We start from the raw sequence: 23,898 nt of genomic DNA, 5'->3' as shown, positions 1-23,898 counted from the left end.
TTCAACGTCTACCGGCAGGAATGAGATCGGACACGCGCATCACGACGTCTTGTCGTCATCGTCACGGTTGGGCCGCTGATTGAAGGTCTGCTGCCAGAAACGCATGTTCTCTTCGGCCAGTTCCCGCATCAGTTCCATGGGCGAATTTTTCATGGCCTGCTGCCACTGATTCTGCATTTGTTCCTGCTGCTCCATCATCAAGCGAGTCCCTTGCTCCAGATAGTGGGCCAACGGCAGTGGCTGGGACATGGCATAGACACGGATCAACTGTTCGAGCAGGTCATTGGAAAACACCTCGGCATCGCTATCGGCCTGTTCCTGCTCGATGATGATCGACAAGAGAATGGTCCGAGTCAGGTCTTCACCACTCTTGGCATCCTCGACACGAAAAGGGACTTCCTCGAGAATCAAACCACGCAAATCTTCGAGGGTCACATAACGGCTCTGTTCGGTATCATAGAGCCGACGGTTGGCATATTTACGAATCACGCGCACGGCGTTGCTCCTGTTGTCTTCATTGTTCGAACCTGGCTTCATGCGGATATTGTGCACTGCGCCACGCCATCTAGCCAATCCATGCCTTGCCTTATTCGAGTCTCCGATGAACCTGATACTACTCGACGATACCGATTTTCTGGATGCCCATCACGCGCGTATCAGCGATACGCGCCGCATCCGGCACCTACGCGAGATTCATGGCGCCACCATTGGCGACCCGCTGATCGTCGGCCAGCGGAACGGCTACATCGGACAGGCGCGCTTGAGTCGGCTCGCCGATGACCATGCCATCGTCGAGATCGAGCAACTCGATCAGCCACCGCCGCCCTCTCTGGATATCGAGTTGATCCTGGCGTTACCTCGCCCCCGCATGCTGGCTCGTACCCTGGAACATGTCACCGCCATGGGAGTGAAGGGCATTACCCTGCTGCATACACGCCGTGTGGAGAAGAGCTATTGGCAGTCTCCGGAACTCACGCCCGACAAGGTCCGTCAACACCTGACTCTGGGCCTGGAGCAGGCGCGTGACACTCGCTATCCCGACGTCATCATGGAACCCCGTTTCAAACCCTTCGTCGAGGACCGGCTACCGGCTCGGCTCGAGGAGCGCCACGGGCTACTGGCCCACCCAGGCATGCCGGAAGCATGCCCGCATGGTGCCGCCTCCCCTACGACCCTGATCATCGGACCGGAAGGGGGGTTCATCGATTACGAAGTCGACAAGTTACTCGATGCCGGCTGTCAGGGTATCCATATGGGGCCTCGCATCTTGCGCGTGGAAACCGCCGTGATTGCCTTACTGGCTCGTCTCGCCTGAGACGTCACGCAACCGCTCCAGGAGACGCTGAGTCGCGAAGCCATCGGGTATCTCACCGATTCGGCGCTGAAAATCGCGCAACCCGTGCCGCGTATTGGGCCCGAGAATACCATCAGGCGTACCGGCTTCATGCCCCAGGCCATTGAGCAGCTGTTGCATGTCACGCACATCCTGGCGTGATAACGGCTGTTCATGGCGAGGCCACGTCTCCTGTATACCACTGGCTCCTTCGATCTGCCGGGCAAGCATGCCTACTGCCAAGGCATAACTGGTGGCATTGTTGTATCGCAGTATGGCGCGATAATTGGGACCGACCATGAAGGCAGGCCCCTGCGCGCCTGCCGGCACCAGGATGGACGCCTGCTCGAAATCAGGCAGGGATCCACCGTCCACGGCATGAACGCCGGCAGATGCCCAGTTACGACTGGAACGGCGAGTCTCCGTACCAGCCAGGCCATAGTCGAAACCCTCATCCAGCCTTACCTCAACCCCCCAGGGTTCTCCGGAACGCCAGCCGGCCTCGTCGAGATAGTGAGCCGTCGATGCCATGACATCGGGAATACTGTTCCAGATGTCGCGACGACCATCGTCATCCGCATCGACCGCGTAACGCTCGAAACTCGATGGAAGGAACTGCGTATGCCCCATGGCACCTGCCCAGGAGCCACGCATCCTCTCCCGGTCGATATCGCCTCGCTGGAGAATGCGCAATGCCGCCATCAACTCGCCCCGCGCGAAGTCGGGACGGCGTCCCTCGTACGCCAAGGTGGATAAGGCATCGATCGTGGAAATATCACCGAAGTTACCTCCGTAATTACTCTCGATGCCCCAGATCGCCACGATGACGTTTGCAGGCACGCCATATCGCCGCTCCGCGAGCATGGCGCTATCACGATGGGCGGCCAGACGTTCACGTCCATGCTCGATACGGGTCGCCGACACTGCCGTATCCAGATACTCCCAGATCGGTCGCACGAACTCGGGCTGGGAACGATCCAGCTCAACGACGCGCTCGCGATACTGTACGTCATCGAAGGCAGCCGCCAGGACATCGCCATCGATACCTTCACGGGCGGCTTCACGACGAAACGCCTCAATCCAGGATTCGAAGTCGTCGACATCGGTAGCATTGTCCGAATCGCCCGACGGTCGTTCGCTATCGCTCGACGTCTCGGACACAGAAGCACCGGCAACGTCCGCCGCTGACTCCGTATCCCCATGAGACAGTGTCTGGCAACCGGCCAGCCAGACGAATACGACCGATATCAGCAATACTTGGCGCATGGTCATCCCTGTCATCTCGATCGCTCAGTGCGAGCGGTCACCATCATCAGCAGGCGAAGTAGGCGAGTTTGCCTCCTCGGCAGTATCTGCCAAGCCCCCCTCGACGAGCTCATCACCTTCGAGTCCGCTGCGCAGCTCATGAGTGATCGGATCGTAGTGAGGCCGTAGTTCATCCTTGAGCGTACCACTCCATAAGCGGGAACCCACGAAATATCCCGCCCGCCCAATGACATGGGCCGCCACGGGCGCTGTCATCAGCAAGAACAGGATGACCCCGAACGCTCTGGCCACCACGGCAACCTCGGCAAAATGCAATGCCACGGCCACCATCACCATGGCAACGCCAAGCGTCGCCGCTTTGGTCGTCGCATGCAGACGCGTCAACAAATCCGGCAAGCGCAACAAGCCCACGACCGCAAGCAGCATGAAGGATGCGCCAGTGAGCAGCAGTATGCTCTTGATGACATCAATCATCGCGTGGTCCTCCCCGCTCCAGGAAGCGCGCGAAACCGATGGACGCCAGGAACGCCATCAACGCCATGACAATGGTGACATCCAGGAAGCTGGCAACATCCGTTGCAATGGCGATGACACCGATCATTCCCACGATCAGCGTCGACAACAGCTCCAACGCAACGACGCGATCGGGCAGGCTGGGTCCCATGACCAGGCGAATGAACGCCAGACAAAGCGAGGCGGCCATCATCACTAGGGTTATGGCGATCACGATATCCAACACGACTCCTCCAAGCGATGCCTGTGGCCTGACTACCGGAACAGTGCCAGGGCGCGGCGCTCCATCTCGGCGAGACTCTGGCGCAGCTCCTCTTCATCTTCGAGGAACATGGCATGGATGTATAGCACTCGACGGTCATCTGACACGTCCAGGCTCAAGGTCCCCGGCGTCAGCGATACCAGGTTGGCAACGAACGCAATCTCCACTTCCGTACGCGCTTGAAGCGGCATGGCGATGACTCCGGGTTGCATGTACCAGGGAGGCGTCAATATATCAAAGGCAACCCGCAGATTGGCCTTGACCAGCTCACTCAGGAAGAACGCCACGAACATGATCAGACGAGGAGCGCGCTGCGCATAACCATCGAGAACCTCGACCTGCGACTGGATCAACGCCAGTGTCATGTAACCGAAGATCAGTCCTGCCAGCAGGTTGCGGCCGCTAAAATCACCGGTAAGGACGACCCAAGCCAGCGCAAGCAACAAATTCCAGGCTGCACCAATCATGGCGATCTCTCCCCGTTGTTTGACATGACGGCGTCAATGTAACGAGACGGGTCGAGCAGTTGGTCCGCCGAAGCGGCTGCCAACTCATAGATGGGTTGGCCATTGAGCCCGATGAACAGTGTACAAAGTGCGAGCCCCACGATCGGCGCATACAACTGCCACATTTCGCGCTGTCTGATTGGCGCTATGCTGGACTCCTCTTCTTCAGACTCCCGCTCGTCCGGCTCGGGCGGTACCTTCCAGAAGACCTCGGCCCAGATCTTGATCATCGAATAAAGTGTCAACAAGCCAACCAACAGGGCGATGAAAGTAACGCCATAGGCGCCAGCTTCGATGCCGGCGCGAATCACGATGAACTTGGCGAAAAAACCGGACAAGGGCGGCATACCCGCCAATGACAGGGCGGGAACCAGAAAGAGGATCGACAGCCAGGGGTGGGTACGGTATAGGCCACCCAACTTTTTCAGATCGTAACTACCACATAACCGATTGACGACCCCACTGACCAGGAAGAGATTCGTCTTAACGATGATGTGGTGCATGATATAGAACACGCCCCCGATAATCGCCAACGGCGTGAACAGCGCCAGGCCGAGGATCATGTAGCCGATCTGGCTGACGATATGAAACGACAGGATACGACGAAATTCGAACTGCGCCGCGGCACCGAGCACACCGGATAGCATTGTCAGGCCGGCTCCCCAGAGCAGTATTTCGTGGGTATAGCTTGGGCTTTGATGAAAGATCAGAGTAAACACCCTGAACAATGCGTAGACGCCCACTTTGGTCAGCAGACCGGCAAATAGCGCCGATACGGCAACGGGAGGGGTGTGATAGGACGCCGGCAACCAGAAGAACAACGGAAAAGCAGCCGCCTTGATACCGAAGGCCACCATGAACATGACCGCCAACACATCGATCAAGCCACTCTCATCGACTCGCGAGAGCCGCTGCGCGATATCCGCCATGTTGAGTGTCCCTACCATGCCATAGAGCAACCCGACAGCAGACAGGAAAATGACCGATGACAACAGGTTGAGCGTCACGTACTTGATGGCGCCTTCCATTTGCGCTTTCTCACTGCCGAGAATCAATAACGCAAAGGAGGCCACCAGCATCACCTCGAACCAGACATAGAGGTTGAAGATATCGCCGGTCAGAAACGCGCCGGCGACACCGGCCAGCAACAGGTGCATCAACGGAAAATAGCCGAACGCCTCGTGCCCTCGCCCCGTGGTCGCCAGGGAATACACGGCGACGGCAAAGCCGATGATTCCTGTCAGCACCACCATGATTGCCCCGAACAAGTCCGCCACGAGGCTGATGCCGAAGGGTGCAGGCCAGTCCCCCATCTGCATCACGAGGATGCCGTCGTGGCTCACCGAAACGAGCAGCCACAAACTCGTCAGCAACAAGGCACCGGTTCCGCCCACGGCAATCAATCGCTGGGCCAGCCGTAATCGCCAGAACAGCAACGAGATGGAACCAGCCATCAGAGGAATCAGGATGGGGAGCGCGACTTCGGGCCTCACGTGTCGGTATCCTTCATCTTGTCGAGGTCATCAGCCTTGACGATTTCGTAGGCACGACGAATCAGCACCACGGCAAAGGACAGCACCCCGAAGGCAATGACGATCGCCGTCAGTACCAGTGCTTGCGGCAGAGGATCTGCGACCTGCCCCAGCGGTTCGCTGGCCCCTTCGGGAATCAATGGAGGAGCACCACGTGTCATGCCTGCCGAGGTAAAGATCAACAGGTTGGCGGCATTGGACAGCAACATCAGGCCAATCACCAACTTGACGATGGAGCGCCGTAGCATCATGTAGATTGCCGTGGCATAGAGAATGCCGATAACCACGGCCATCAACGGTTCCATAAACGCTCTCCCCTTGCCGAAGCCAAATCAGTCACGGTCATTTTCCACCAGGGCCACTACCGCGGTCAGCACCGAGCCCAGAACCACCAGATACACCCCGATATCGAAGATCAAAGGGGTCGAAAACTTGTAATCGATCAGGGGCACCGTCCACCACTGGGCGGTAAAAAAGGCCTGACCATTCCACCAGGCAGGCAGTGTCGACAGCACGCCAAGAAAGAGTCCCAACCCCACCAGGTCACGTGGCGATACTCTCAACATGGCGCGGGTCGCCGTCAGCCCATAGGCGAATAAATAGAGTGCAAAGGCACCCGCCGCGACCAAGCCTGCAATGAAACCGCCACCCGGCTCATCATGCCCGCGCAGCAGCAGAAACAATGAAAACAGTAACTGCAAGGGCATCAACAATCGCGCCGCCACACTGAGAATCAATGTGCCTGATTTAACCATCGAGATACTCCTCATGGGGCAACCGTTGCTTGGCAGCATCATATTCATCGGCATGGAAACGTAGCATGGCATACACGCCGATCGCCGCCAGCGCCAGCACGAAGATCTCGCCCAGCGTATCCAGAGCCCGGAAGTCGACCAGGATGACATTGACGATATTATGCCCATGCCCCAGAGGTACGCTGTTGGCGACCATGTACTCCGAAATGCTGGGTAGTTGTTCTCCGCTGATCACGGCCAGAATCAGCAAGGTGATCAAGCTACCCGTCGCCAATGCGACGACCACATCGCGCACCCGCTCCAAAGGTGTCGAGAGAGTCGCGAAGCGTGGCAGCCGGAACAGCACCAGGATCAGCAGGATGACGGTCAACGTTTCGACAAGCAATTGGGTAATGCCAAGATCCGGCGCGCTGAACAGTACGAACGTCAGCGCGATACAGAACCCCATGGTTCCCACCGCAGCCACCGAAGCCAGACGCGAACGCATGATGCAGGCGGTCACCGCTCCCGCGACCATCAAACCGGCCACCAGTGCTTCGTGAATCCGAACATCCAGGGCCACATCGAGATCGAAATCATGACGAAAGACGAGCGCATGCCCTGTCAGCCCTACCAGAATGAGCAGCGTCATGACGAGATAATTGCGTATGTAGCCATTCTGCAGCATGCGGGTCTGCCATTCGGCCACCACCACGACCAGGTTCATGAACTGGAAGTACGCTGCTTCAGGGCCCCGGTTCAATATGGGATCCAGTTGCGCCTGCCAGCCGCGCCAACGCTCCCAATGACGATAGATCAACAGGCCCACGACAAGACTGATCAGCGACAGGATCAGTGGCAAATTGACGCCATGCCACAACGAGAGGTACGACTCGACAGCACTTCCGTGGACGCTGGTCGCCGTGGACATGACCAGCGGGCTGACCAATGAAGGCAGTACGCCAAACACCAGTGACAAGCCTGCCAGAATCACCGGCCCCGTCAGCATCGTGGACGGCCCTTCATGTGGGGGCTTCGGCGTTTCGCGCCGTGCGCCGAAAAAAGGTCGCAGAGCGACGATCGCCGCAGCCGCCAAGGTCATGATAGCCGCGGCCACACTCATGATCAGCAGCAGGTTGGAAAAGCGCTCGGCATGCAGGACCGACTCGAGCATCAATTCCTTGCCGATGAACCCCAGCAACGGGATGATGCCGCCTAGCGACAGCGCCGCCACAGCAGCACAGATCGCCGATATCGGCATGGCCTTGCGCAACCCACCCATGGCAGCGATGTCTTTGGTACCGGTCTCATGATCGAGGATACCCGCCACCATGAACAAGGCGCCCTTATAAAGCGAGTGAGCCAGCAGGAAGGTCGCGAAGGCGATCAAGGCCTCCTCGGTCCCAATCCCCAACAGCATGGTCAAGGTTCCCAGCGCCATCACGGTAGAATAGGCCAGCACTTTCTTGATACCGGTGTGACGCAACGCCAGGAAGGCACCGGTGACCATGGTCAAGGCACCCACCAGCGAGAGTATCGTTACCCAGGCTTCGGTACCGCCAAGTGACGGTTGTAATCTGGCCAGCAGATAGATGCCAGCCTTGACCATGGTGGCCGAGTGCAGATACGCCGACACCGGAGTGGGGGCCGCCATCGCATTGGGCAGCCAGAAGTGGAACGGGAACTGGGCCGACTTGGTAAAGGCACCGCCCAGTACGCACAACAGCATCGGTAGATACAGCCCATGCTCACGCAGTATCTCACCCTTGTCCGTCAACGCCTGCAGTGACCAGCTATCGCCAGCGATGGCCAACATCACCAGCCCGGCCATCAGCGCCATACCGCCACCCACAGTAACGAACAGGCCTTGTAGTGCCGATTTGCGCGCTTCGGGATCCGTGTGATTGAACCCAATGAGGAGATAGGAGGTGATGCTGGTCAGTTCCCAGAAGACGAACATTGCAACCAGGTTATCGGCCAACACCAAACCCAGCATCGACATCATGAATCCCATCATGACCACATGAAACCGTGCCAGGTCTTGATGCCCCTTCAGGTAACCGCCGGCATAGATCAGAATGAATACGCCGATGACACTGATCAGCAATGCGAAGAGCAACGACAGGCCATCAAGGAGAAACGTCAGGGTGATATCCAGTCCTGGCATCCAGGCGTACTCGAACACCAGGGTCTGACCGGCGGTTACCGCGGGTAACTGACCGAACAGCCATAACGCCAAGCCGGCAGGCAGAAGCGCCATCACTAACCCGGCCCGTTCACCGAACCAACGATGTAATAACGGGGCAAAGGCTGCGAGAACAAACCCTCCCAGTACGGCAAGTTGCATGACCATCGGTCTCCTTGTCGTCTTCCCGAGGCGTTTCGACGGGGCACGAATCGCCGCAGGAACGGCTGCCCCCAGTATCATGACCCACGGCAACCGTCATGAGTCCGGTAAACTCTATAGATTCAGGGCAATGGAAAGCAAGGCCCGAACGCGACTCGGCGACGGAACTAACTTTGCGGTAGAGTATGGCTGGCTGATGAGTGCGACCAGGAGACCGGTATCGCCACCGCCACTCAGAATGCGGCATCATGACGGGCTTGTGCCCATTATCATAGGATCAGGCGGGATGATCGTTTAATGACATTGCCATGGATTCCCTTGCTAACGCTGCTGGGCGTACTGGTTCCCCTGCTGACAGAGCGGTTCGGACGTTGTGCTTGCACCATGGCAACGGCGATACCCGTTGCCGTGGCACTGCTCTTGACCCTGTGGCAGATTCCGCCATTACAGGCCGGCGAATTGCCGCAATTCGCCCTACCCTGGATACCCTCCCTAGGGCTCGAACTGGCGTTCCGAATCGATGGACTGTCGTTGCTCTTCGCCCTCCTGATCCTGGGGATCGGGTTGTTGATCATCCTTTATGCCAGTTTTTACCTGTCCGCCGAGGAGGCGACTGGACGTTTCTATGCCTACCTGATGCTGTTCATGACCGCAATGGTGGGCATCGCGATGGCCGACAATCTTCTGCTGCTGTGGTTGTTCTGGGAATTGACCAGCCTGTCGTCGTTCCTATTGATCGGCTTCTGGTCCCATTGGACGGATGCCCGCAAGGGAGCTCGCATGGCCCTGACCGTGACCGGTGCCGGTGGTCTTGCGCTACTGGCGGGCTTCCTGCTGCTGGGAGATATCGTTGGCAGCTTCGATCTCGCGACCGTGCTGGCCAGTAGTGACACCATCGTCAATGATGACCGCTACCCCATCATGCTGGTCCTCGTGCTACTCGGGGCCTTCACCAAATCGGCTCAATTCCCGTTCCACTTCTGGCTACCGCATGCCATGGCGGCGCCGACTCCGGTGTCGGCGTATCTGCACTCGGCCACCATGGTCAAGGCCGGCATTTTCCTGATGGCGCGACTGCATCCGGCCATCGGCGACAGCATGCTATGGACATGGCTGGTGACACTGACAGGCATGGCCACATTCCTTTACGGAGCCTGGTTCGCGCTACTCAAGACCGATCTCAAGGCTATCCTGGCATTTTCGACCGTCAGCCATCTGGGACTGATCACGACCCTGTTGGGGATCGGAAGTCCTATGGCCATCCTCGCCGCGCTGTTTCATATCATGAACCACGCTGCCTTCAAGGGCGCATTGTTCATGAGTGCCGGCATCGTCGACCACGAGACCGGCACCCGAGAGCTGGAGCGCCTCGGTGGACTACGTCGACTCATGCCGTTGACGGCGCTGCTGACAACCATCGCGGCCGCTGCAATGGCCGGCATTCCACTCCTCAATGGTTTCCTGTCCAAGGAGATGTTCTTTGCCGAGACACTCGATGCACCGTTGTTGGGTGGACTCTCCTGGCTTCTACCTGCCATGGCGACCTTGGGGGGTGTCCTCTCCGTTGCCTACTCTCTCCGCCTGGTGTATGCCGTCTTCTTCAAGACGGCCAAGCATCAGCCGCCGAAGACGCCTCACGAGCCACCACGCATGATGCATGCGCCAATCATGCTGCTGGTCGCGATTTGCATTGCCGTGGGCATGTTCCCCGCGCTTCTGGCAACGGGAATGCTGCAACTGGCCAGCCATGCCGTTCTCCAGGAAGCCCTCGAGTTTCATCTCGCCATCTGGCATGGCTTCAACCTCCCCTTGTTGATGAGCGCCGTGGCGATCGTTGCCGGAATCGTGACTTATGTCATGCATCGACACGTCAGGCGATTCGCGCGCCAGTTCGCATCCGTGGACGCACGTCTGGTCTTCGAAGGCATGATCCAGTCGCTGGCGACAGCAGCCCATGTCGTGACCCGGCGCCTGGAAAATGGCTCATTGCAACGTTACATGAGCTGGTTGTTGGGTACCGCTCTGCTGCTCGCTACGCTCGGACTGCTGGAACTCCCGGAGCTCGCCGGTAACCTGGAAACGCAACCAGTCGATGGCGTCTTGCTGCTGGGAGCCGCATTGATGATATTCGGTGCCGCCGGCACCGCCGTTACGCATCGGTATCGCTTGATCTCGTTATTGATGCTGTCGGTAGTCGGACTGGTCGTTTCTCTGACCTTCGCTCGCTTCTCGGCACCCGATCTTGCATTGACGCAATTGTCAGTGGAAGTCGTCACCATGATCCTGCTGATGCTGGCGCTCTTCTTCCTGCCACAAAAGACGCCTCGGGAATCATCGGCAAGACGTACCATTCGTGATCTGCTACTGGCCGGCAGCCTTGGCATGGTCATTGCCAGCCTCAACTATGCCGTGTTGACACGCGACATCAGCAGTATTTCCGATTTTTTCATCGACAATAGCGTGCCGGGCGGAGGTGGCCATAATGTGGTCAACGTCATCCTGGTCGATTTTCGTGGTTTCGACACATTGGGCGAGATCACCGTATTGGCGCTTGCCGGGCTGGCAATCTACAAACTGCTCAACCGGTTGCGCTTGTTCATGCCGCACAGTGACGGCGAGGGCCGCGTCTGGTCGCCCGACCGCCATCCGATGATCCTGACCAGTGTCTCCCAGACACTGTTACCTTTGGCACTGCTAGTGTCAGCCTTCATCTTCCTGCGGGGGCATAATATGCCGGGGGGAGGCTTCATCGCGGGGCTAATCAGTGCCGTGGCATTGATCCTCGTCTATATGGCACGCGGCGTCGAATGGACACAATCCCGCTTGGATTTCCAATACCAACCTGTCGCCATTGGCGGTGTCGCCGTTGCCACGCTGACCGGCCTGGGGAGTCTGTTATTCGGTCATCCCTTCCTGACGTCGGCATTTGGCCATTTCCACATACCCATGCTCGGCGACGTTGAGCTAGCCACCGCCATGCTGTTCGACCTGGGGGTCTACCTTGCCGTTGTCGGGGCCACACTGATGATTCTGGCCAACCTCGGCAAGCTGACGACACCGCACCGTCCCAGGAAGGATGCACCGGCCGACGACACCAAAGAGACGCCGCTCTCCAACAAGGAGATTCATTGATGGAAAGCCTTTATGCCGTGACGACAGGTAGCATGAGTGCCTGCGGGCTCTTCCTGATACTCAGGGGCCGTACGTTTCCCGTCGTCGTTGGTCTGACGCTGCTTTCATATGCCGTCAATCTGTTCCTGTTCTCAATGGGAGGGCTGACCACCGACGGCGCCGCAATTCTGGATGGTTTTGCCAACTATGCGGACCCGTTACCCCAGGCCCTGGTACTAACCGCCATCGTCATAGGGTTTGCCATGACCGCCTTCGTGGTCATTCTCGCCATGCGTGCACGAGGTGATATGGGTAACGATCATGTCGACGGCCGACAGCTCGACGACGGCAGGGAGGAACGCAGGTGAGCCAACATCTGATCATCCTGCCGATCCTGCTGCCGCTGATCGCTGGAATTATTCTGCTACGGACAAGGATGGGAGTCAGCCATCAGCAACGCCTGATCGGTTCACTTGCCACCCTCGCTCTCGTCGTGACTGGCGTTGCCCTGGTGGTCCAGGCAAGCAGTGGCGAGGTGACATACTACGCTCTCGGCGACTGGCGACCGCCGTTCGGTATCGTGCTGGTACTGGATCGCCTCTCGGCATTGATGGTCCTGCTCACAGCAGTACTGGCATTGGGCTGCGTCGTCTTTGCCTGTGCCGGCGACGACGAGCAGGGCAGCAACTTTCATGGCCTGTTCCAGCTGCAGTTGATGGGCATCAATGGTGCCTTTCTGACCGGCGACCTGTTCAACCTATTCGTCTTTTTCGAAGTGCTGCTACTGGCATCCTACGCCCTGCTGATGCATGGCGGTGGTAAAGGGCGTATCCAGGCCGGTCTGCACTATGTCGTGCTGAACCTGGCTGGATCGTCGTTGTTCCTGATTGCTGTCGGCGTCCTGTATGGCGCCACCGGTACGCTCAACATGGCCGACATGGCCGTTCGCCTGGGTGAGCTCGATCCCGAACGTAGCGGTCTGGTACGGGCGGGTGCATTGTTGTTGCTGGTCGTATTCGGCCTCAAGGCCGCCATACTGCCGCTGTACTTTTGGCTGCCACGAGCCTACGCGACAGCACCAGCCCCTGTTGCGGCGCTGTTCGCAATCATGACCAAGGTGGGGATTTACGCCATTCTACGCGTCTACCATCTCGTGTTCGGCGACCATGCCGGCAATCTGGCCGCACCGGATCAAGACTGGATATGGTGGTTGTCACTCGCCACCCTGGTCGTCGCCGCCATAGGGGTACTAGCCGCGCGGGATCTGCGCCTTTTGATCGCCTACCTGGTACTGGTTTCGGTCGGTACGCTGCTGGCAGGCATCGGCATGCGTACACCGGACGCCACTCACGCCTTGCTCTACTATATGGTGCATACGACACTCGTTACCGGTGGACTTTTCCTACTGGCCGAACTGATCGGTCTGCAACGCGGCAAAGCCAATACGCGACTGGTGAAAGGGCGTCCCATGCATCGTGGCAACCTGCTGGCAGGGTTGTTCCTGCTCGGCGCCATTGCAGTCGCCGGCCTGCCGCCATTGTCCGGAGCCATTGGCAAGGCGTTGATACTGCAAGCGGCAAATGCCGCCCAACAACCCTGGCTATGGCCAATTCTTCTGCTCTCGGGACTCTGTGCGCTTATCGCGCTCTCGCGTGCCGGATCGACCCTGTTCTGGAGAAGCCAGGAAGGCAATCCCAGCGATGCCCGGATCGCTCCATGCCAATGGTTCGGGGTCACCTGGCTATTGGCCGCGTCCCCGCTTCTTGTGGTCTTTGCGGCTCCACTCAGTGACTATACGCTCGCGACCGCAGAGCAGCTCGCGACACCGGAATTGCATATCCATGCCTTGCTGCCCGAAAACGGAGGTGAGTCATGATCAAGCCACGTGCATGGCTGCCGACGCCTCTGCTGTCGATACTCCTCTTGATCGTCTGGCTATTGCTGGTACGTAGCGCGGCACTAGGTCACATCCTGCTGGGCGGCGTACTGGGCATTGTCATTCCACTGGTGACAAGGCGGTTCTGGGATGCGCAACCCCATGTCAAGAAGCCTTGGCTGCTGCTGCGCTTCGTACTTCGGGTCCTCAAGGACATCATTATTGCCAATCTGGAAGTCGCCTGGCTGATCATCAATCCTTGGCGGCGCATGCGCCCGGCATTCATCGAATACCCGCTGATGCTCGAAGAGCGCTTTCCGATCACCTTGCTGGCCAATACCATCAGTCTGACGCCAGGCACGGTTTCGGCCAACCTGCGCATGGATGGCAAGTCGCTGCTCATTCATGCCCTTGATGTTGGCGATGAGGAGGCCCTCATCAAGGAAATCCACGAACGTTATGAACGGCCCATCAAGGAGATCTACGAATGCTAGACATCGCATTGTGGATCAGTCTGGCACTGATCCTGATGGCGCTAGCCCTTAACGTCTATCGCCTGGCCATCGGTCCATCGCTACCCGACCGCCTGTTGGCGCTGGATACCATGTACGTGAACTCCATCGCCTTGATCGTGTTGCTGGGCCTGTGGCTCAACACCAAGAACTATTTCGAGGCCGCACTGCTGATTGCCATGCTCGGCTTCATCAGCACGGTAGCCGTCTGCAAGTACGTGCTGCGCGGGGATATCATCGAGTAAAGGGAGATGCAGGGATGACCCACTTCGTGATTCTGGAAGGTGTAATCGCCTTCTTCCTGATTGCCGGCGGCGCTTTTGCCTTCATCGGTTCCCTTGGCTTAGCGCACCTTCGGGACTTCTATATGCGGCTGCATGGTCCCACCAAATCGACCACCATCGGTATCGGCTGCATCTTGATAGCCTCGATGCTGTATTTCTGGGTTACCGAGGGCAAACCCGATATTCAGGAAATGCTGATCACACTGTTCCTGTTCATCACTGCCCCGGTAACCGCTCACCTACTGGCCAAGACCGGTCTTCATCTGCGCTTGCCTCACGTCGATAAAACCCGGGGTCGCCCCGTCGAGCTGCGGCGGGAGGAAGTTGGCGAAAAGCCGGTACCTCACCCCGACAAGGGGCACGGCTGATCCCGGGTTTACAACCAGCCGGACAGTTCATTGCGTGCCACGCTCAATAGTGCCTGAACATGGTCATCTCTATCGTTGAGGCAAGGGATGTAGGTGAATTCCTCTCCGCCGGCTTCCAGAAAGCTCTCCTTGATCTGCTGGTTGATCTCTTCGAGCGTTTCGACACAATCAGCGGCGAAGGCCGGCGAGATGACGGCAAGACGCTTTTTCCCCTGACGCGCCAATTCTGCGACATGGTCCACCGTGGGCGGGCCCACCCACTTTTCCGGACCGAACTGTGACTGGAACGTCGTCACGATATCACTATCCGACCACCCCAGACGCTCTTTGAGCAGGCGCGTGGTTTTCTGACACTGACAGTGATAAGGGTCGCCTTCACGGAGATAGCGTTCCGGCACCCCATGATAGGACGCCACCAGCACATCGGGACGCCGCTCGAGACCGGCTAATGTATCCTCAACCGATTGTGCCAACGCATCAATGTAGACCGGCTGATCGAAGTACGCCGGTACGGTGCGAATCGCCGGCTGCCATTTCAACTTCATCAAGGTACGGAAGGCGTGATCATTGGCTGTTGCAGTCGTCGGCGACGCATATTGCGGATACAAGGGGAAAAAGAGGATGCGTTCGCAGCCTTGAGCCTGTAATCGTCGCAAGGCACTGTCGGTCGAGGGATTGCCATAACGCATGCAAAAATCCACGACGACCTGGTCACCATAACTGGCTTGCAGGCCCTCCGCCACTTTGCGACTCTGCTCCCGGGTGATGGTCAACAACGGACTTTCATCATTCTCTTCGTTCCAGATGCTGCGATAGGCCTTACCGGAACTGAAGGGGCGCCTGGTCAGAATCACCAGCTGCAATAGCGGCTGCCACAGCCAAGGGGAGTAATCGACGACGCGACGATCCGACAGAAACTCCCCCAGATACCGACGCATCGACCGGTAGTCGGTGCCATCCGGTGTTCCAAGATTGGCCAGCAACACACCGACCTTAGCGCGTGGAATCGCAGGGTGATCCTGGCCGGCATGGGTGAGACGTCCTTCACCGGGCTGATCGAGCGGCGTTTCAACAGGCTTCATGCGAAAGCGGTCCTTGTAGTCACGGTGGCTATTATCGATGACTTATTCTACCAGCGAACACCTTGCATGACGGAATCGAGTTATACTATCAAGACGATTTGTATAACTTAGGATCAACCCGCGCTCATCACCGCTGCCCCTCGCGACGCGCCACCCGGACATGAGCTAGCGACTCACGCTGAAGCGCTGCAGGAAACGTTGTTATCGAGGCGTGAAGTTGGACTGAGCAAACCAAGGCTTTGTGACGCCTTGGAAACAGTGTCGCCCGGCGGGCGGAGAGAATACATTGGCGACTACCGATGAGTCAGCCGAGGAGGACAATCGAAACGAATCACAAACAGTGGAGGCAGAGCGACTCAAAACACCAGTGGCATTCTGGACGCCAGGGGGTGAGAGTAATGGACTTCGTGTCCGATCATTTCATCATGGGCAACATACTGGACCAGATAGGCCTGGTGAATACCCACTCTCTTGAGTTCCAGATAAATGTCGTCCAGTGAGCGAAACAGCATCGGCTTGCCGCGCTGGGTCAGCATATGTCGTTCTCCTTCGACATCTTCCAGTTCCACCTGATAGATATGACTACCCGCGTGACTGATGACACGAATCTCGTAATTGTCGTGCTGACCGACGAAGGTCTTGAATTCATGGAGTTCCATGGCGTGCTCCCGAAGATTCAGGCTGCGGTGATGACCGGCGACACATTGGCTGCAACAAGGTCATCGCTCTTATAAATAGGGCACAGCCTAGCTGTGCCCAATGACATCATCATGTCCTACTGACGTCACTTTTGTGACACTCAGCCCCGTGACGAGTTCCCACGGGCTACCGCAGCCCGGGTCAACATCCAGGCACAGGCAGGAAACTCATTGATAATCGGCGGGGTCGATGGCTTTGCCGAGTGAATTACGATCCACCCATTTGCCGGCCTTGGTTTCCTTATAACGCATCACGACCCTGTCACCGATCTCCACGGGAAGTTCGGCACTTTCCGTCTGATAGCTGTACGTCTCACCATCGACGACCAAACGATAGCGGTAGAGGTCGGGCATGCCCAGCCACTCCTTGAACGGGCCTTCGCGCTCGACCTCCTGCAATTCCCCTCTTGCCTCGAGCTTGGGGGCACGCTTGCGTCGACCGCGCTGAAATCCACCTGCCATATCAACTCCTCATACCATCGCTGAACGAGCGGGAGAGTATATGGTGCCTGATATCCACCTCAACCCTCGCCAAAATGCTGACCATAGCTATCCGGAGCCAGGTCTTCAAAACGTGTGTATTTGCCGATGAATGCCATATGGACGGTACCGATCGGGCCATTACGCTGCTTGCCGATGATCAGCTCGGCCAGGCCATGACTGTCCGGGTTATCGGGATTATAGACTTCGTCACGATAGACGAAGGCAATCACGTCGGCATCCTGCTCGATGGCGCCCGATTCACGCAGGTCCGACATTACCGGCCGCTTGTTGGGGCGTTGCTCCAAGGAACGATTGAGCTGGGAAAGCGCAACCACAGGGCAGCCGAATTCCTTCGCCAACCCCTTGAGTGAGCGGGAGATTTCGGAAATCTCGCCAGTCCGGTTCTCCGAGAACCCAGGGATCTGCATCAGTTGCAGATAGTCGATCATGACCAGTCCGACATTGCCATATTCACGCACCATCCGACGCAACCTCGAACGCATTTCGTTGGGTGACAAGGCGGCGGTATCATCGATGAAAAGCTGCTTGTCCTTGAGCAGGTTGACGGCTGAGGTCAGACGTGGCCAATCTTCGTCCTCGAGTTGCCCGGTACGCACTCGCGTCTGATCGATCCGCCCCAATGACGATAGCATCCGCAGCATCAACGCCTCGGACGGCATCTCCATGGAGAACACCATCACCGGCTTGTCGCTGGATATCACCGCATGCTCGACGATATTCATGGCGAAGGTCGTCTTACCCATCGAGGGACGCCCGGCAATGACCACCAGGTCCGATGCCTGCAATCCCGACGTCATGTCATCGAGATCCCGAAACCCTGTCGACAGCCCCGTCATCTCGCCCTGCATGTTGAACAGTTCATCGATGCGGTCCACTGCCTTGGACAGCAAATCGCTCATGCCGATGGGGCCACCGGACTTGGGACGCTCTTCACTGATCTGAAAAATCAGGCGCTCGGCATCGTTGACCAGTTCGTCAGCTGGCCTCCCCTGGGGCGCGAAAGCGCTTTCAGCCACCTGATTGGCAGCCTGTATCAGCTTTCGCAGTGTGGCGCGCTCTCGAACGATATCGCCATAGGCACGGATATTGCTGGCCGATGGCGTATTACGCGCCAATTCGGCCAGGTAAGCCAGTCCGCCTACCGTTTCCAACTGGTCTAGATTCTCGAGGGCCTCGGAGAGCGTCACGACATCCAGCGGATGCCCGCCCTCAGCCAGCGTTCCCATGGCATTGAATACCAGACGGTGCTCATAGCGATAGAAGTCACCCGCTACCAGGCGTTCGGCGATGGCATCCCAGGCGGCATTGTCGAGCATCAGGCCGCCCAGCACGGATTGCTCAGCCTCCAGGGAGTGGGGCGGTATCTTGAGCGCCGCCGTTTCCTGGTCGGATTCGAGGGTTTCACTCATGGGCTTACAGACCTTCGACAGTAGGATAACAGCAAAGAGTTTACCTCAATGACGATAGGCGCTGCCGATATCAGCGGCAATGGTGAGAACGACGCACACGCAAAGGCGCAAGAAGCCAAGCCTCTTGCGCCTTTGCGTATTGCAAGCGCGATCAGCCTATCGAGATGGCTTACTCAGCCACCACGACGACACGAACGCTAGTCGAAACTTCGGCATGCAGGTTCAGCTCAATGTCATACTCGCCAGTCTGACGAATCGGCCCTTCCGGCATCCGAACCTCGCTTTTCGCCACATCGATACCGGCTTGCGCAATGGCATCGGCCAGGTCACGCGGGCTGATGGAACCGAACAATTTGCCCTCGTCGCCTGCTTTGGCCACCAGAGAGAGTTCGATCTCGGCCAATTGAGCGGCACGAGTCTCGGCTTCCGCCTTGCGCTCAGCCGCCTGGGCTTCGAGCTCGGCGCGCTGCGCTTCGAACGCTTCGATGTTTTCCTTGGTTGCCGGCACGGCCAAGCCATGAGGCACCAGGTAGTTACGGCCATGGCCGGGCTTGACGGTGACTTTGTCACCCAGGTTGCCCAGCTTGCCAATCTTATCGAGCAGAATGACTTCCATCTCGTAAACCTCTTATCAATCGCTGCGTGCCAGCCGAGTGCGGAAATCCGCAAACGTATCGATCAAGGCCAACAGCAGCACGATCAGAATCATGGGCCAGGTAGTGACCAGCAACACATAGAAAGCCACCAACCACAACCCGTTCATTCCCCTATGACCAACAACACCGTGTGTCAGTGCAACCCCCGCTACCAGCAGCGGAACCCAAACGAGCATCGATAATGCCGGCAGACTCAACAGTGTGCCGATCACGGCAAGCGCCACCAGCACGGCAAGTTCCTTTGGCGCGAGTCGCAAGGCATGAAACTCACGACGGAAACCGCCCGGGTTGTACAACCCCGCCTGCCAGCCACGTGCCAATGCCAAACAGGCAATCGACGTCAGCAAGACGATCAGGGCCGTCACGCCACCGATCAGCAGTGCCGCCAGTGCTTCAGTAGCCACCCCCTGATCAGCGAGATCACTCAGCATGCTATCGATGTCGGGCGAACTTGCACGGAGCTGATCGAGCAAGGGGCCGGCTCCTTCGGGAGGGACAAAGATTCCTAACTGAATCATTGCCGCGCCCACCAGCGCACCGGCGATCAGCGTTTCACTCCAACGCATGCGGGCTCGCAAAACGACCGCCATCAAGGTAACCAGCAGTACACTGGCCAACGGAATGGGATCACCCTGTGTCCACCACCAACCAGCCGGCAAAGCGGCTGCCAGTATGGTCGGTGTCGCCGGCCCGAGTCCACGTCTCAGCGTCACTAGTGCGGCGACAGCGGCACTGAACCAGAATAGCCAGGGGATGACTCCAGTCAGCGCCGCGGCTCCCGCTGCCTGGGGAGTACCGCGCATCAACCAGCGGGCAATCGACAGCATGGCGCGCTGGTCTTACTGGTGACTATCGGTATACGGCAGCAACGCCAGATAACGTGCGCGCTTGATCGCTGTCGACAGCTGACGCTGGTAACGAGCACGCGTGCCAGTGATACGGCTTGGAACGATTTTGCCGGTTTCCGTGATATAGGCTTTGAGCGTATCGATATCCTTGTAATCGATCTGCTTTACGCCTTCAGCGGTAAAACGGCAGAACTTGCGGCGACGGAAAAAGCGTGCCATTGAAAACTCTCCTCTCAGTGTCTGACTCAGTTGGCTTCGTTGGCTTCAGCGGTTTCTTCGCTTTGCTCACGCGGCTTGTCTTCACGGCGAGCACGCTTCTCTTCTGCCGGCTTCATCATCGGGGAGGCTTCGGTAATGGCTTCCTTACAGCGCACCACGAGGCTACGAATGATGGCATCGTTGAAACGGAAGATATTCTCGATTTCCTCGAGAGTCTCACCGGTGCACTCAATGTTCATCAACACGTAGTGTGCCTTATGAATCTTGTTGATCGGGTAGGCCAGATGGCGACGTCCCCAGTCTTCAAGACGATGTACATGACCGCCGCTTTCGGTGACGAGGCTGGTATAGCGCTCGACCATCGCGGAAACTTGTTCGCTCTGGTCCGGATGGACCATGAACACGATTTCATAATGACGCATGAAGTCTCCTTACGGTTTCACAGCTTCCAGCTGAGGCAGAAACGCCGCACCAAGGAAGCAAGGAGTTGATATGGGATAGTGTTTCACTTGCCCGAAGTAGGCGGACAAGCCGCGTAATTGTAGTGATCGCATCAAGCCCTTGCAAGCTGTCGCTGACGTAGCGCTTCGAATAAGCATACGCCCGTGGCCACCGACACATTGAGACTCGATACCGCTCCGACCATGGGAAGCTTGACCAGGTTGTCGCAGGCATCACGGGTCAAGCGTCGCATCCCCTTGCCTTCCGCCCCCATGACCATGGCCGTGGGACCGGTATAATCACCGTCATACAGGCTGGCATCGGCATCGCCGGTGGTGCCGGTAATCCAGACACCGGTCTTTTTTAAACGTGCCATCGTCCGCGCCAGATTGGTTACCCGATAGACGGCCACTGACTCGGCAGCACCACAGGCGACCTTGCGAACGGTTGCATTGAGTGGAGCCGCCTTGTCCTTGGGAACGATCACGCCGTTAACGCCAGCGGCATCGGCGCTACGCAAACACGCGCCAAAGTTGTGTACATCGGTGACTCCATCGAGTATCAACAGCAGTGGCTGCGACGCCATCCAGCGTTCCAGATCGCGCCACAGCGCTTCTTCATTGCCCGGTGTCAGCGGCGCACAGAATGCAACGATTCCCTGGTGAGCCACGCCTTGTGCCAATCCATCAAGCGCTTCTCGGGAGTGATAGCGGACTACCGCCCCGCGTTCAGATGCCTGGGCAACCAAATCGGCAAGACGGGAGGTCGCCTCTCCCTGCTGTACCCATAGCTCACTGGGCGACTGCCCGTGTTCCAGCAGGGCAGTAACGGCATGCACACCGTAAACGGCATCCAGACCATCCGGTTGCCGTGGTGCACGACGACGAGGATCTCGTGCCATCGGCGCTACTCCTGTCTCTCGTCGACCATGCGACTATTGCTTTTCGCCAGGTTTACGAGGGCCACGCCGCCTGCCTTTGGCCTTGCTGTCACTCCCCGCCCCGCGTTTGCCTTTGCCGTGCGACTTCCGCTGCCCGGAAGGTGACGGACTCTCTTTACCGCCCTGTTTCACGGCAGATTCACTCTCCGCTTTGCGGCGACGTGGCGCACGACGATGCCGAGGCTTATCATCTACCAGGTCGAAATCGATCTTGCGCTCATCAAGATCGACGCGCGCAATTCGTACCGTGACTCCATCGCCCAAACGATAGGACATGCCGGAGCGCTCGCCTTTCAGGCGATGCTTTTCCGGTTCGTAGTGATAATAATCGGAAGGCAGCGACGTGACATGCACCAAGCCTTCAACATAAATGTCATCCAGCCGGACAAAGATGCCGAACTGCGTTACCGAAGCAATGGAGCCTTCGTAAACTTCGCCGACTTTGTCGGACATGAACTCGCATTTCAGCCAGTCCTCCACATCCCGTGTCGCCTCGTCGGCACGACGCTCGGTCATGGAGCAGTGTTCCCCCAGCTCGATCATTTGCTCGAATGTATAAGGGCACCATTGGCTGGGCGGATCGACCGGAGCACCTTCAGCGCGAAGCACCGTATTGGTCTGCCGTGGCCCGCGGATCACCGAACGAATCGCCCGGTGCACCAGCAGGTCGGGATAACGCCGTATCGGCGACGTGAAATGTGCATAGGCGGCATAGGCCAGCCCGAAATGCCCCTCATTGTGCGGCGAATAGACCGCCTGATTCATCGAACGCAGCATGACCGTCTGGATGATATCAGCATCCGGACGATCCTTGACCGCCTCACGCAGGGCCTGATAATCCTGCGGTGTGGGTTCATCTCCGCCGCCCAGCGACAATCCCAGCTCATTAAGGAACAGCCGCAGCTTGTCGAGGCGTTCAGGGGGGGGTGGCTGGTGAATGCGATACAGCGCCGGCAGGTCATGCTTGTCGAGGAAGCGGGCCGTCGCCACATTCGCTGCCAGCATGCACTCTTCAACGATCTTGTGGGCATCATTGCGCTGCCGCGGAATGATCGTTTCTATCTTGCGCTCATCATTGAAGACGATTTCGGTTTCCGTCGTTTCAAAATCGATCGCACCCCGCTCGACACGCGCCTGCCGCAGCAGTTTGTAGAGTGCATGAAGTTTCTCGAGCGATGGCACCAGCTCTCGATACTGTTCACGCAACTCGCGCCCTTGATCGCTATCCGGCTCCTGCAGAATCGCGCCGACCTTGTTGTACGTCAAACGCGCATGCGACTGGAAAACGGCTTCGTAAAAACGATAGCGACTGATCGCTCCGGTTTTCGAAATGTTCATCTCGCACACGAGCGATAGACGATCGACATGAGGATTCAGAGAGCACAGGCCGTTGGATAACAACTCCGGCAGCATGGGAACGACCTGCCCCGGGAAATACACCGAGTTGCCCCGTATATGCGCCTCCTGATCCAGCGGTGACCCGGGGCGCACATAGTGAGACACATCAGCAATGGCGACCAGCAGCTTCCAGCTACCCGACTTGGTCTTCCAAGCACAGACAGCGTCGTCGAAATCCTTGGCGCTTTCATCATCGATCGTGACGAAAGGAATGTGACGAAGATCGACACGATGCGCCTTGTCTGACTCCGCCACCTCTGCCGACATGCCGCCGATCTGCTCATCCACTTCAGGGGGGAAGTCGGCCGGGATATTGTGACTGCGAATGGCAATATCGATTTCCATTCCCGGGTCCAAGCGTTCACCCAACACTTCGACCACTTCACCCACCGGTTGAACTCGAGTTTCCGGCTGCTTGACGATCCGCGCCGACACTACCTGGCCATCCTTGGCACCCCCGCAGGCACTGTGAGGAATCACTACCTCCTGCGAAATGCGGGAGTTCTCGGGAATCAGGACACCGAACTCAGAGCTGTTCTGTCGGTAAACCCCAACGATCGTTTGCGTGTTGCGAGCCAGTATCTCTGCAATGGTCGCTTCATCACGGCCACGGCGGTCGCGACCACTGATACGCACAAGCACATGGTCACCATGAAAAACGCGACGCATCTGCCGTGGCGGCAGTACCAGGTCAGGCTTCTTGCCATCATCCCGGATGAGAAAGCCGAAGCCGTCACGGTGTCCCAGCACCTTGCCCTTGATCAGATCTAGCTTGTCGATCAGTGCATAGGCGCCCCGTCGGTTACGCAGCACCTGACCATCGCGCTCCATGGCGGCCAGCCGGCGGCGTACGGCTTCTTGCTGCTCATCATCTTCGAGGCCGAGCATCTCGCTCATATCCTCGTGGGCAAGAGGTTTGCCGTGTTCTTTCAGCCGCCTGAGCAAATATTCACGGCTGGGAACGGGATTCTCGTATTTGCGGGCTTCACGTGCCGCGTGCGGGTCATCGCTGAGCGTCCAGTGAGTCATGAGAACGTCCTTGAAAGAGAGTACGCGAAT

The 23,898-nt window shown here is 57.9% G+C and carries 26 protein-coding genes; 7 read left to right on the top strand and 19 right to left on the bottom strand.

Features of this window, described 5'->3' with window-relative positions; all coding sequences use genetic code 11:
* Nucleotides 1-39 precede the first annotated feature (39 nt).
* Nucleotides 40-495, bottom strand: a complete 456-nt coding sequence (phaR, locus tag FVV99_RS08150) for a polyhydroxyalkanoate synthesis repressor PhaR (protein WP_148253538.1) — start codon at nucleotides 493-495, stop codon at nucleotides 40-42.
* Between the two features lie 106 nt (nucleotides 496-601).
* On the opposite strand from phaR, the gene FVV99_RS08145 reads away from it, so the two are divergent.
* Nucleotides 602-1,315, top strand: a complete 714-nt coding sequence (locus FVV99_RS08145) for a 16S rRNA (uracil(1498)-N(3))-methyltransferase (protein WP_148253537.1) — start codon at nucleotides 602-604, stop codon at nucleotides 1,313-1,315.
* On the opposite strand, the gene FVV99_RS08140 is transcribed toward FVV99_RS08145, so the two are convergent.
* Genes FVV99_RS08140 through FVV99_RS08105 form a run of 8 tightly spaced genes read right to left on the bottom strand, consistent with a single transcriptional unit; the run spans nucleotide 1,295 to nucleotide 8,493 of the window.
* On the bottom strand, nucleotides 1,295-2,605 hold the full coding sequence (locus FVV99_RS08140) for a lytic murein transglycosylase (protein WP_236645342.1): 1,311 nt from the start codon (nucleotides 2,603-2,605) through the stop codon (nucleotides 1,295-1,297). The two genes, FVV99_RS08145 and FVV99_RS08140, sit on opposite strands and share 21 nt — an antisense overlap.
* Before the next feature lie 18 nt (nucleotides 2,606-2,623).
* Nucleotides 2,624-3,073 (bottom strand): monovalent cation/H(+) antiporter subunit G, encoded by a 450-nt coding sequence (gene mnhG, locus FVV99_RS08135; protein ID WP_148253536.1) that lies wholly within the window; start codon nucleotides 3,071-3,073, stop codon nucleotides 2,624-2,626.
* Complete coding sequence (locus tag FVV99_RS08130; protein ID WP_148253742.1) at nucleotides 3,066-3,335, bottom strand: monovalent cation/H+ antiporter complex subunit F; 270 nt, start codon at nucleotides 3,333-3,335, stop codon at nucleotides 3,066-3,068. Before FVV99_RS08130 ends, mnhG begins: the two co-directional genes overlap by 8 nt.
* A 32-nt stretch (nucleotides 3,336-3,367) precedes the next feature.
* Nucleotides 3,368-3,841: a Na+/H+ antiporter subunit E gene (locus tag FVV99_RS08125; protein ID WP_148253535.1), complete on the bottom strand. Its 474-nt coding sequence runs from the start codon at nucleotides 3,839-3,841 to the stop codon at nucleotides 3,368-3,370.
* Nucleotides 3,838-5,373 (bottom strand): Na+/H+ antiporter subunit D, encoded by a 1,536-nt coding sequence (locus tag FVV99_RS08120; RefSeq protein WP_148253534.1) that lies wholly within the window; start codon nucleotides 5,371-5,373, stop codon nucleotides 3,838-3,840. The genes FVV99_RS08125 and FVV99_RS08120 overlap by 4 nt, the downstream gene beginning before the upstream one ends.
* Nucleotides 5,370-5,717, bottom strand: a complete 348-nt coding sequence (locus FVV99_RS08115; RefSeq protein ID WP_148253533.1) for a Na+/H+ antiporter subunit C — start codon at nucleotides 5,715-5,717, stop codon at nucleotides 5,370-5,372. Before FVV99_RS08115 ends, FVV99_RS08120 begins: the two co-directional genes overlap by 4 nt.
* 27 nt (nucleotides 5,718-5,744) lie before the next feature.
* A complete protein-coding gene (locus FVV99_RS08110; RefSeq protein WP_148253532.1) occupies nucleotides 5,745-6,167 on the bottom strand; it encodes a Na+/H+ antiporter subunit B in 423 nt (140 codons plus the stop codon).
* On the bottom strand, nucleotides 6,160-8,493 hold the full coding sequence (locus tag FVV99_RS08105; RefSeq protein ID WP_148253531.1) for a putative monovalent cation/H+ antiporter subunit A: 2,334 nt from the start codon (nucleotides 8,491-8,493) through the stop codon (nucleotides 6,160-6,162). Before FVV99_RS08105 ends, FVV99_RS08110 begins: the two co-directional genes overlap by 8 nt.
* Before the next feature lie 297 nt (nucleotides 8,494-8,790).
* Here FVV99_RS08105 and FVV99_RS08100 point away from each other — a divergent pair, with 297 nt between their 5' ends.
* The 6 genes from FVV99_RS08100 to FVV99_RS08075 are packed head-to-tail and all read left to right on the top strand — an operon-like array spanning nucleotide 8,791 to nucleotide 14,644.
* On the top strand, nucleotides 8,791-11,625 hold the full coding sequence (locus FVV99_RS08100; RefSeq protein ID WP_148253530.1) for a monovalent cation/H+ antiporter subunit A: 2,835 nt from the start codon (nucleotides 8,791-8,793) through the stop codon (nucleotides 11,623-11,625).
* Nucleotides 11,625-11,972: a Na+/H+ antiporter subunit C gene (locus FVV99_RS08095; RefSeq protein WP_148253529.1), complete on the top strand. Its 348-nt coding sequence runs from the start codon at nucleotides 11,625-11,627 to the stop codon at nucleotides 11,970-11,972. Before FVV99_RS08100 ends, FVV99_RS08095 begins: the two co-directional genes overlap by 1 nt.
* Entirely contained in the window at nucleotides 11,969-13,480 is a 1,512-nt protein-coding gene (locus FVV99_RS08090) for a monovalent cation/H+ antiporter subunit D (protein ID WP_148253528.1), read from the top strand. The genes FVV99_RS08095 and FVV99_RS08090 overlap by 4 nt, the downstream gene beginning before the upstream one ends.
* On the top strand, nucleotides 13,477-13,974 hold the full coding sequence (locus tag FVV99_RS08085) for a Na+/H+ antiporter subunit E (RefSeq protein WP_148253527.1): 498 nt from the start codon (nucleotides 13,477-13,479) through the stop codon (nucleotides 13,972-13,974). Before FVV99_RS08090 ends, FVV99_RS08085 begins: the two co-directional genes overlap by 4 nt.
* Entirely contained in the window at nucleotides 13,968-14,237 is a 270-nt protein-coding gene (locus tag FVV99_RS08080; RefSeq protein ID WP_148253526.1) for a K+/H+ antiporter subunit F, read from the top strand. The genes FVV99_RS08085 and FVV99_RS08080 overlap by 7 nt, the downstream gene beginning before the upstream one ends.
* Before the next feature lie 14 nt (nucleotides 14,238-14,251).
* Complete coding sequence (locus FVV99_RS08075; RefSeq protein WP_148253525.1) at nucleotides 14,252-14,644, top strand: Na+/H+ antiporter subunit G; 393 nt, start codon at nucleotides 14,252-14,254, stop codon at nucleotides 14,642-14,644.
* A gap of 8 nt (nucleotides 14,645-14,652) precedes the next feature.
* Here the strand turns inward: FVV99_RS08075 and hemH are convergent, their stop codons facing one another.
* From hemH to rnr, 10 genes are all read right to left on the bottom strand, one after another.
* On the bottom strand, nucleotides 14,653-15,726 hold the full coding sequence (gene hemH, locus FVV99_RS08070) for a ferrochelatase (protein ID WP_148253524.1): 1,074 nt from the start codon (nucleotides 15,724-15,726) through the stop codon (nucleotides 14,653-14,655).
* A gap of 356 nt (nucleotides 15,727-16,082) precedes the next feature.
* The gene (locus tag FVV99_RS08065; RefSeq protein ID WP_148253523.1) at nucleotides 16,083-16,385 is read right to left on the bottom strand and encodes a DUF6482 family protein; all 303 of its coding nucleotides are present in this window, start codon (nucleotides 16,383-16,385) and stop codon (nucleotides 16,083-16,085) included.
* A gap of 207 nt (nucleotides 16,386-16,592) precedes the next feature.
* Nucleotides 16,593-16,886, bottom strand: coding sequence for a hypothetical protein (locus FVV99_RS08060; protein WP_148253522.1), 294 nt, complete (start codon nucleotides 16,884-16,886; stop codon nucleotides 16,593-16,595).
* 59 nt (nucleotides 16,887-16,945) lie between these two features.
* Nucleotides 16,946-18,337: a replicative DNA helicase gene (dnaB, locus tag FVV99_RS08055; RefSeq protein ID WP_148253521.1), complete on the bottom strand. Its 1,392-nt coding sequence runs from the start codon at nucleotides 18,335-18,337 to the stop codon at nucleotides 16,946-16,948.
* Nucleotides 18,338-18,506: 169 nt separating this feature from the next.
* On the bottom strand, nucleotides 18,507-18,953 hold the full coding sequence (rplI, locus tag FVV99_RS08050; RefSeq protein WP_148253520.1) for a 50S ribosomal protein L9: 447 nt from the start codon (nucleotides 18,951-18,953) through the stop codon (nucleotides 18,507-18,509).
* A 15-nt stretch (nucleotides 18,954-18,968) separates the two neighbouring features.
* On the bottom strand, nucleotides 18,969-19,820 hold the full coding sequence (locus tag FVV99_RS08045) for a hypothetical protein (RefSeq protein WP_148253519.1): 852 nt from the start codon (nucleotides 19,818-19,820) through the stop codon (nucleotides 18,969-18,971).
* A gap of 12 nt (nucleotides 19,821-19,832) precedes the next feature.
* Nucleotides 19,833-20,060 carry a 30S ribosomal protein S18 gene (gene rpsR, locus FVV99_RS08040; RefSeq protein WP_016415881.1) on the bottom strand — a complete coding sequence of 76 codons (228 nt, stop codon included), beginning with the start codon at nucleotides 20,058-20,060 and terminating at the stop codon, nucleotides 19,833-19,835.
* Nucleotides 20,061-20,086: 26 nt separating this feature from the next.
* Entirely contained in the window at nucleotides 20,087-20,482 is a 396-nt protein-coding gene (gene rpsF / locus FVV99_RS08035; protein WP_148253518.1) for a 30S ribosomal protein S6, read from the bottom strand.
* A gap of 131 nt (nucleotides 20,483-20,613) precedes the next feature.
* Nucleotides 20,614-21,402, bottom strand: coding sequence for a 23S rRNA (guanosine(2251)-2'-O)-methyltransferase RlmB (rlmB, locus tag FVV99_RS08030; RefSeq protein ID WP_148253517.1), 789 nt, complete (start codon nucleotides 21,400-21,402; stop codon nucleotides 20,614-20,616).
* A 33-nt stretch (nucleotides 21,403-21,435) separates the two neighbouring features.
* Nucleotides 21,436-23,868, bottom strand: coding sequence for a ribonuclease R (gene rnr / locus FVV99_RS08025; RefSeq protein WP_148253516.1), 2,433 nt, complete (start codon nucleotides 23,866-23,868; stop codon nucleotides 21,436-21,438).
* Nucleotides 23,869-23,898 lie beyond the last annotated feature (30 nt).

Source organism: Aidingimonas lacisalsi (assembly GCF_008079445.1).
Classification (GTDB): domain Bacteria; phylum Pseudomonadota; class Gammaproteobacteria; order Pseudomonadales; family Halomonadaceae; genus Aidingimonas; species Aidingimonas lacisalsi.
Note: the sequence above shows the minus strand (reverse complement) of the source record. Positions and strands in the feature narration are given on the sequence as shown.